Annotated in this window: 7 protein-coding genes and 1 tRNA gene; 6 read left to right on the forward strand and 2 right to left on the reverse strand. The window is 67.9% G+C overall.

Annotation, left to right across the window (positions count from 1 at the left end):
- The first annotated feature begins 32 nt into the window (after window positions 1-32).
- From ACWDV4_RS29910 to ACWDV4_RS29935, 6 genes are all read left to right on the forward strand, one after another.
- Window positions 33-1,055: a segregation and condensation protein A gene (locus ACWDV4_RS29910; protein ID WP_449985623.1), complete on the forward strand. Its 1,023-nt coding sequence runs from the start codon at window positions 33-35 to the stop codon at window positions 1,053-1,055.
- Window positions 1,052-1,957, forward strand: a complete 906-nt coding sequence (gene scpB / locus ACWDV4_RS29915) for an SMC-Scp complex subunit ScpB (RefSeq protein ID WP_449985626.1) — start codon at window positions 1,052-1,054, stop codon at window positions 1,955-1,957. The genes ACWDV4_RS29910 and scpB overlap by 4 nt, the downstream gene beginning before the upstream one ends.
- Window positions 1,944-2,720: a pseudouridine synthase gene (locus ACWDV4_RS29920; RefSeq protein WP_449985629.1), complete on the forward strand. Its 777-nt coding sequence runs from the start codon at window positions 1,944-1,946 to the stop codon at window positions 2,718-2,720. Before scpB ends, ACWDV4_RS29920 begins: the two co-directional genes overlap by 14 nt.
- A 251-nt stretch (window positions 2,721-2,971) precedes the next feature.
- A complete protein-coding gene (gene cmk / locus ACWDV4_RS29925) occupies window positions 2,972-3,652 on the forward strand; it encodes a (d)CMP kinase (protein ID WP_449985631.1) in 681 nt (226 codons plus the stop codon).
- Window positions 3,653-3,728: 76 nt separating this feature from the next.
- Window positions 3,729-5,129, forward strand: coding sequence for a ribosome biogenesis GTPase Der (gene der, locus ACWDV4_RS29930; RefSeq protein WP_449985634.1), 1,401 nt, complete (start codon window positions 3,729-3,731; stop codon window positions 5,127-5,129).
- Window positions 5,130-5,331: 202 nt separating this feature from the next.
- Window positions 5,332-5,405: transfer RNA gene (locus ACWDV4_RS29935), tRNA-Pro, on the forward strand.
- A 302-nt stretch (window positions 5,406-5,707) separates the two neighbouring features.
- Here ACWDV4_RS29935 and ACWDV4_RS29940 read toward each other — a convergent pair.
- Together ACWDV4_RS29940 and ACWDV4_RS29945 are read right to left on the reverse strand one after the other, a co-directional pair.
- Entirely contained in the window at window positions 5,708-5,896 is a 189-nt protein-coding gene (locus ACWDV4_RS29940; protein WP_449985636.1) for a hypothetical protein, read from the reverse strand.
- Window positions 5,897-7,227: 1,331 nt separating this feature from the next.
- Window positions 7,228-7,575, reverse strand: a complete 348-nt coding sequence (locus ACWDV4_RS29945; RefSeq protein ID WP_449985638.1) for a hypothetical protein — start codon at window positions 7,573-7,575, stop codon at window positions 7,228-7,230.
- Window positions 7,576-7,650 lie beyond the last annotated feature (75 nt).

Genomic DNA, 7,650 nt, shown 5'->3' on the forward strand with positions numbered 1-7,650 from the left:
CTGCCCCCGAGCCCGTCGACTACGGTCAGCGGGTGACCGCCCCGCCCTCCGATCCGGCACCGCTGGACACCGCCGATCCCGAGGTCGTACCCGACCCCGCTGCGACAGCGGTCGATCCTGCTTCGGAGGTCGACTCGGCTGCGGTGGTCGATCCTGCTTCGGAGGTCGAATCGGCGGGCGGCTTCACCGTCCGGCTGGCCAACTTCACCGGGCCGTTCGATTTGTTGCTGCAACTCATCGGCAAGCACAAGCTCGACGTCACCGAGGTCGCCCTGCACCAGGTCACCGACGAGTTCATCGCCTACATCCGGGCGATGGGCGACGACTGGGACCTCGACGAGGCGAGCGAGTTCCTGGTCGTCGCCGCGACCCTGCTCGACCTCAAGGCCGCCCGGCTGCTTCCCGCCGCACAGGTCGAGGACGAGGAGGACCTCGCGCTCCTGGAAGCCCGGGACCTGCTCTTCGCCCGGCTGTTGCAGTACAAGGCGTTCAAGGAGGCCGCCGCCCACATCGCCGTCCTGGAGGCAGTCGGCTCCCGTCGCTATCCGCGGGCGGTCACCCTGGAGCCCCGGTACGCTGAGGCGCTTCCGGACCTGGTGCTGGGCATCGGCCCGGAGCGGCTGGCCGCGCTGGCGGTGAAGGCGATGACCCCCAAGACGCCGCCCACGGTCTCCATCGACCACGTGCACCAGGTGCGGGTCAGTGTCCGGGAGCACGCGGCCATCCTGCGGGACCGGCTGCGGCGGATCGGGACGGCCACCTTCCGTACCCTCTGCGTCGACTGCGAGTCGACGCTCGAGGTGGTAGCCCGATTCCTGGCCCTGTTGGAGCTCTACCGGGAGGGTCTGGTCGGCTTTGCCCAGGTGCAGGCGCTGGGGGAGCTGACCGTACGGTGGACCGGTCCGGCCGACGGCGGTGCCGAACTCGACATCGACGAGTACGCCGGGTCGCCTGCGCCAGCCGAAGCCGGTGCCTCCACCGCAGCCCCGCCATCTGAAACCGGTGCCTCCACCACGACCCTGACCCCCGCGACGACGAAGGAGCAGCCGAGTTGACCAGCGACGAGCGGGCAGACTCCCTCGCCGAACAGGCGGCCGCCTGGGTGCCACCCTGGGCCCGGCAGCGGCGTACCGACCCGGACCCTTCCGTACCCCCGGCTGTCGAGGAGCCGTCGGCGACGGCTCCGGACGAGGTCGATGTGGCGGGTCCGGATCCGGTGAAGCCCGTGGGGGCGAATCTTGGGGCGGAGGCCGAAGAAGCACCGGAGGCGGCCGCCGAGTCGACGGAGAAGACTGCCGAACCTGAGCTTGCTGCCGGGCTGGCCGAGGTCGTGCCCAGCCCGGTCAGCCCGCCCGTCGATGCTCCACAGACCGGCCCGGCCCGGCTGCGCGGCACCACCCTCGCGCTGGCCGACGAGGAAGAGCTACGCGGTGCTCTCGAGGCGATCCTGCTGGTGGTCGACGAGCCGGTCTCCGAGATCGTCCTCGCCCAAGTACTGGAACAGCCCACCGACCGGATCACCCGCCTACTGCACCGGATCGCCGAGGGCTACACGACCACCGGTCACGGCTTCGAACTACGCCGGGCCGCCGGCGGGTGGCGGCTCTACACCCGCCCGGAATACGCCGGGTACGTGGAACGCTTCATCCTGGACGGGCAGTCCGTAAGGCTCACCCAGGCCGCCCTGGAGACGCTGGCCGTGGTCGCGTACAAACAGCCGGTGACCCGGTCACGGATCTCGGCCATCCGGGGTGTCAACTGCGACGGGGTCATCCGTACCCTGGTCTCTCGCGGCCTGATCGAGGAGTGCGGCACCGAACCGGACAGCGGTGCCTTCCTCTACCGGACGACGACCCTGTTCCTGGAGAAACTCGGGCTGGACACGGTCGAGGAACTGCCGCCACTGGCCCCGTTCCTGCCCGACGACGTGGAAGAGATGGTAGATGCCCCGCGATAGGAGCCGCGACCACCGGGTGGCACCCGGTCCGTCCGACGAGGTTGGCACCGAGCGCCTGCAGAAGGTGCTCGCCGCCGCCGGCATCGGTTCCCGACGTGCCTGCGAAGATCTGATCTTCCGGCGCCGGGTCACCGTCGACGGGCGGGTTGCGCAGCTCGGCGACAAGGTTGATCCCGCCTCGGCGGTCATCTACGTCGACGGTGAACGAGTGGTCACCGACACCCGCCTGATCTATTTGGCGATGAACAAACCCCGCGGGGTGGTTTCCACCATGGCCGACGAGAAGGGGCGGGCCGCCCTGGCCGACTTCCTCGGCCGGGTGGAGGAGCGGGTCTACCACGTGGGCCGGCTCGACGCCGACAGCGAGGGCCTGCTGCTGCTTACCAACGACGGCACGCTCGCGCATCGGCTGATGCACCCGTCGTACGGGGTGCCGAAGACCTATCTGTGCGAGGTGGCGGGACCATTGCCCCGCAACGTCGGCCGGCGCCTGCTGGCCGGCGTGGAGTTGGAGGACGGGCCAGCGAAGGTCGACTCGTTCCGGGTGGTGGACACGCTAGGACGTACCGCCCAGGTGGAGCTGACCCTGCACGAAGGGCGCAAACACATCGTCCGCCGGCTACTCGACGAGGTGGGCCACCCCGTTTCTCGGCTGGTGCGTACGACGATCGGCCCGATCCGGCTCGGTGACCTGCGGGCCGGGCGGACCCGGCGGTTGACCAACGCGGAGATCGCCGCCCTCTTCAAGGCCGTCGGCGACTAGTCATCCGATCCAGCCGGGATGCCGGTACCCGCCCGGCGACTGTCCCGGGCAGGTACCGGCCCGGCTGGGCGATGGTGCCGCACAGGGGATAACCCACGTGGTACGGATCGCCCCGCCGATGGCGCGCGCGGGGTGGTCCGGCCGACCGGGCAGAATAGACGCGGGGAAGTGGCCGGAGTCTGTCCAGACCCGGGCACCCTCTGGGTGACCTGATACCTGCGGTGTGCCCTATCAAGCATGAAGGAGGAACGGTGGCGGAAAAGGTGCGGACCGGACGATGCGTGGTGGCCGTGGACGGCCCGTCCGGTTCGGGAAAGTCCACCGTCTCCCGTCGGCTGGCCAGCCAGATCGGGGCGCGCTACCTCGACACCGGTGCCATGTACCGGGCGATCACCTGGGCGGTGCTGCGCTCCGGCGTCGACCCGCAGGACCCAGGGGCGGTCGCGAAGGTAGCCGGTGAGACCGAGCTGCAGATCGGCGTCGACCCGCAGACCCCGCACATCAGCGCCGACGGAGTCGCCGTCGACCGGGAAATCCGGGGGCCGGAGGTGACGGCCGCCGTGTCCGCGGTCTCCGCCGTCCCGGCAGTACGAGAACTGCTGGTCGCTCGGCAACGCGAGATCATCGCCGAGGCGGGGCGGATCGTGGTGGAGGGCCGGGACATTGGTTCCGTGGTGGCACCCGACGCCGACCTGAAGGTCTACCTGACCGCGTCGGCCGACGCACGGGCCCAACGACGCAGCACCGAGTACGCCACGGATCTGCTGGCCACCGCCGCCGACCTCGCCCGCCGCGACAAGTTCGACTCCACCCGGGTAGCGGACCCGCTGCGGCAGGCGGCCGACGCGGTCGTACTCGACACTACCGAGCTGGGCATCGACGAGGTCGTCACCCAACTGCGTACCCTGCTCGGCGGCCGGGTGGGGACATGACCGGTCGGTACGGGCGGGTTGGTTGGTTCGGCGTGGTGAAGCCTCATGACGCCGGTGAGCGAAACGAGGCAACAGGATGAGCGTGGAAGACGGCTGGATCGAACTGGACGAACCGGACCTGGAAGCTGAACAGACCGGCCCAGTTCCGGTGGTGGCCGTCGTCGGCCGGCCCAACGTCGGTAAGTCGACCCTGGTGAACCGGATCATCGGTCGGCGGCAGGCTGTCGTCGAGGACATTCCCGGGGTGACTCGAGACCGGGTGCCATACGACGCCCAGTGGTCCGGCCGACGGTTCACCGTGGTGGACACCGGCGGGTGGGAACCGGACGCGCGGGACCGGGCTGCGGCGATCGCCAACCAGGCCGAGACCGCAGTCACCACCGCCGACGTGGTTATCTTCGTCGTCGACGCCACCGTCGGTGCCACCGACGTCGACGAAGCCGCGGTACGGATGCTGCGCCGCAGCGCCAAGCCGGTGCTGCTGATCGCGAACAAGGCCGACAACGCGTCCGTCGAGATCGAAGCCACCTCGCTGTGGTCGCTCGGCCTGGGGGAGCCGTTCCCGGTCTCCGCCCTGCACGGCCGAGGCTCCGGCGACCTGCTCGACGCGATCCTGGCGGCGCTGCCGGAGCCGCCGCCGGTCACCGAGGGCGGTCCGCGCGGACCCCGTCGGGTGGCGCTGGTGGGCCGCCCCAACGTCGGCAAGTCCAGCCTGCTCAACCGGCTGGCGCGGGAGGACCGCGCGGTGGTCGACTCGGTCGCCGGTACCACCGTCGACCCAGTCGACAGTCTGGTGGAGATCGGCGGCGAGGTCTGGCAGCTCGTCGACACCGCCGGCCTGCGTAAGCGGGTGGGCAAGGCCAGCGGTACGGAGTACTACGCGAGCCTGCGTACCGCCGGGGCGATCGAGGCGGCCGAGGTGGCGGTCGTACTGCTCGACGCCGGCGAGCCGATCAGCGAGCAGGACCAGCGGATCCTGACAATGGTCACCGAAGCCGGCCGGGCCTTGGTCATCGCCTTCAACAAGTGGGACCTGGTGGACGCCGACCGGCGTTACTACCTGGACAAGGAGATCGAGCGGGAGCTGCGCCGGATCCCGTGGGCGATCCGGGTCAACGTGTCAGCCAAGACCGGCCGGGCCGTGGACAAGCTCGCCCCGGCGTTGCGTACGGCGTTGGCGAGCTGGGAGACCCGGGTGCCGACCGGGCATCTCAACCAGTGGCTCACCGCCCTGGTGCAGGCGACCCCACACCCGGTACGGGGCGGTCGCGCGCCTCGGATTCTCTTCGCCACGCAGGCCGGTACCTGCCCACCCCGGTTCGTTCTCTTCACCACCGGCCCGCTCGACGCCGGCTACCAGCGGTTCGTCGAACGCAAGCTGCGGGAGGAGTTCGGCTTCGCGGGCAGCCCGGTGGAGGTGTCCGTACGGCCACGCAAGAAGCTCGGTCCGGGCAACCGGGGCAAGGCGCACGGCTAACCCCTTTCGGCGGACAAAAGGCAGGGCGGCGATCTCCTCGCTGCCCTGCCTTTTTCCTTCTCCTGCCACCTATCCTCCTAGGAAGCTGTAGGGGGTGTGGCGTGATTTGCGGATGTGGCTTGCCGGGGGAGGGCTGTGTGCGCGGCTTGATCGGTCTGCGCTACGCTGTAGCGGCTGTCGCAGGGGAAAACGCTGCAAACAGCGGGACGTGGCGCAGCTTGGTAGCGCACTTGACTGGGGGTCAAGGGGTCGTGGGTTCGAATCCCGCCGTCCCGACAGGGTGTAATCGCAGGTCAGAAGGCTGATTCGAGTAATCGGGTCGGCCTTCTTGTAGTTTTTGGGGACCACTGCGGTCAAGTGCGCCGTCCGTAGCGCTCCTTGACCGCTGGTCAAGTTTCAGGTGGCTAATCGGGTCATCTGCCGAGTTGTTCGTTCTCTGTACGATCTAGAAGCTCGGGACTCCGTCCTAAACCCCGGCCGTCGTCAGAGATTCGTCAAATGCCGCCACAAGTCAGTCGAGCGCTGAGGCGTTATGGTCTTCGGATGCCCGACGATCCAGGCTCAGCGCTGCTTGACCTTCACGACGGCGATAGCCACTTCCGGATCATCCTGAGCCGCCCTACGGCCGACAGGTTGCGGACCTCAACAGGAGCAGTTGGCAGGATGCCCTGTTCGAGGTCACGGCCCACCCGTTCATCGCCCAGGCCGAAACGACTCTCACCGGTGAGGAGGTCGAGGCTGTTCGTGGGTTGATTGAACGATTCCACGCCGGTGAGGACGTTGTGTTCGACGAGGATGAGCAGTTCCAGTTCTCACTGACGCACTCGCCGGAAGAAGACGGCATCTTGGTGACGGCAACTCTGAACACGGAGGGCGGGCCCCTACCCCGAGATCCGCTTTGTCGTTCGCCGCTACGACACAGGCGACAGCGCAGGGCTATCGGCATGTAGGCCGTGACGATTGCGTGGGTGGTCGCCCGCCGTCGTAGACCGGGGCGGGAAGCCGTACGACGCCGGACAACCGCGCTTGCCAGCCGGGCCATCAACCGGTGCCGTGGACTGTCACCAGCGGGCTAAACCGGCTACCGCGACCCTGTCGACGAGCAGGCACTTCGGACGAACCAGGTTAGTGGATCACTATCCTCGAACCTGGAGGTACCAAGCGGCTGCGCAACACGCACAACCGCATTGACGCGGCGGCGAGTGGCACGTACAAGTGACGAATGGCGTACTTGAGGGCGGGCAGCCAGTCGGCACGCGAGCAGGCAGAACGCCTGACGCTAGTAAGCCGATGGAACCACTTCATTCTGGATCAGCCTGTGTTTGTCCGACCAGGCGAGACGATCTGGACCGAGCCTGGTTACCTCCTGGTGAAGCGGAACGACGGCCGAGTCCGCGCCTACCCAGGCTCGGTAAATCGCTGCACTTGCCGGATCGACTAGTCGATCGCCTGGCCGCCGGACCACAGCACTCAAGCTCCGACAGGGCGAACGCGAGCACGCGACGTCAGCTGCGGACTATTCGCGGACTGATCTTGGCGTCAGGCTGCCGGGCGTGCCCCATTTGGGCAGGTCAGAGGCCCGGACACGGACTGGGCCGCACTCCATTCCTAAACTGCGTGGCGGTGCGGCTATTTGCACCTGTCCCTGGGGATCACGTGGGGACCACACGTGGTGCGCGTTGGCGGACGATGCGCGGTCAGGCGCACGGCTTGATCATGGGCATATCGTGTGTGACGTGCGTGGACGTGTGGCGAATCGTCCTGGGGGTCAAGGGGTCGTGGGTTCGAATCCCGCCGTCCCGACAGGGTATAACCGCAGGTCAGAGGGCTGATTCGAGTAATCGGGTCGGCCTTCTTGTGGTTTTTGGGGACCACTGCGGTCAAGTGCGCCGTCCGTAGCGCTCCTTGACCGTCGGTCAAGTTTCAGGTGCTACCTGGTCACTTGCCGAATTGTTCGTTCCCTGTATCAAGGCGGCCCGCAAAGCGGGCCGGGCCGGCCGGCCATGATGGGGACGACCAGGATCCGAAGACCTCGGGGCTCCGCCCCGAACCCCGGCCCTCCTCAGAGATCCGCCGCTTCCCAGCCAGCCCCGCATGACTACTCAAGCATTGACCTGTAGCGTGCGCCGGCATCGCTGATCGGGCGGTAGCGCTCATCGGCTGCCGCTGCATGTAGCGCGGCCAGGAGCTCGTCTGCGGCCGGCAGATCGAGTGCTTCCCGGAGCCGGTCCCGTTCCATGTCGAGCTGCGGCCAGTCAGCGCGAATGTAGTGGTCTGCCTGGGCCAGCCAATCCCGTAGCTGCCTGCCATCATCACCGAACGGTTTTGCGGTCGCGTCGTGGAGACTGGACAGGCCAACGACGAGTGCCAGCGCATCACGCAGGGACGTGGCGATTAGCCCGCCCTCGCCTTCCGATCCGACATACACGACTAAGGCGTGTTTCATAAGCTGGTCAGAGCCACTCGGTGATGATGGTGATGGTCAGGACGGCTTGGAAGCGGACCGCCAGCTTGTCGTATC

Source organism: Micromonospora sp. NPDC003197, assembly GCF_053590565.1.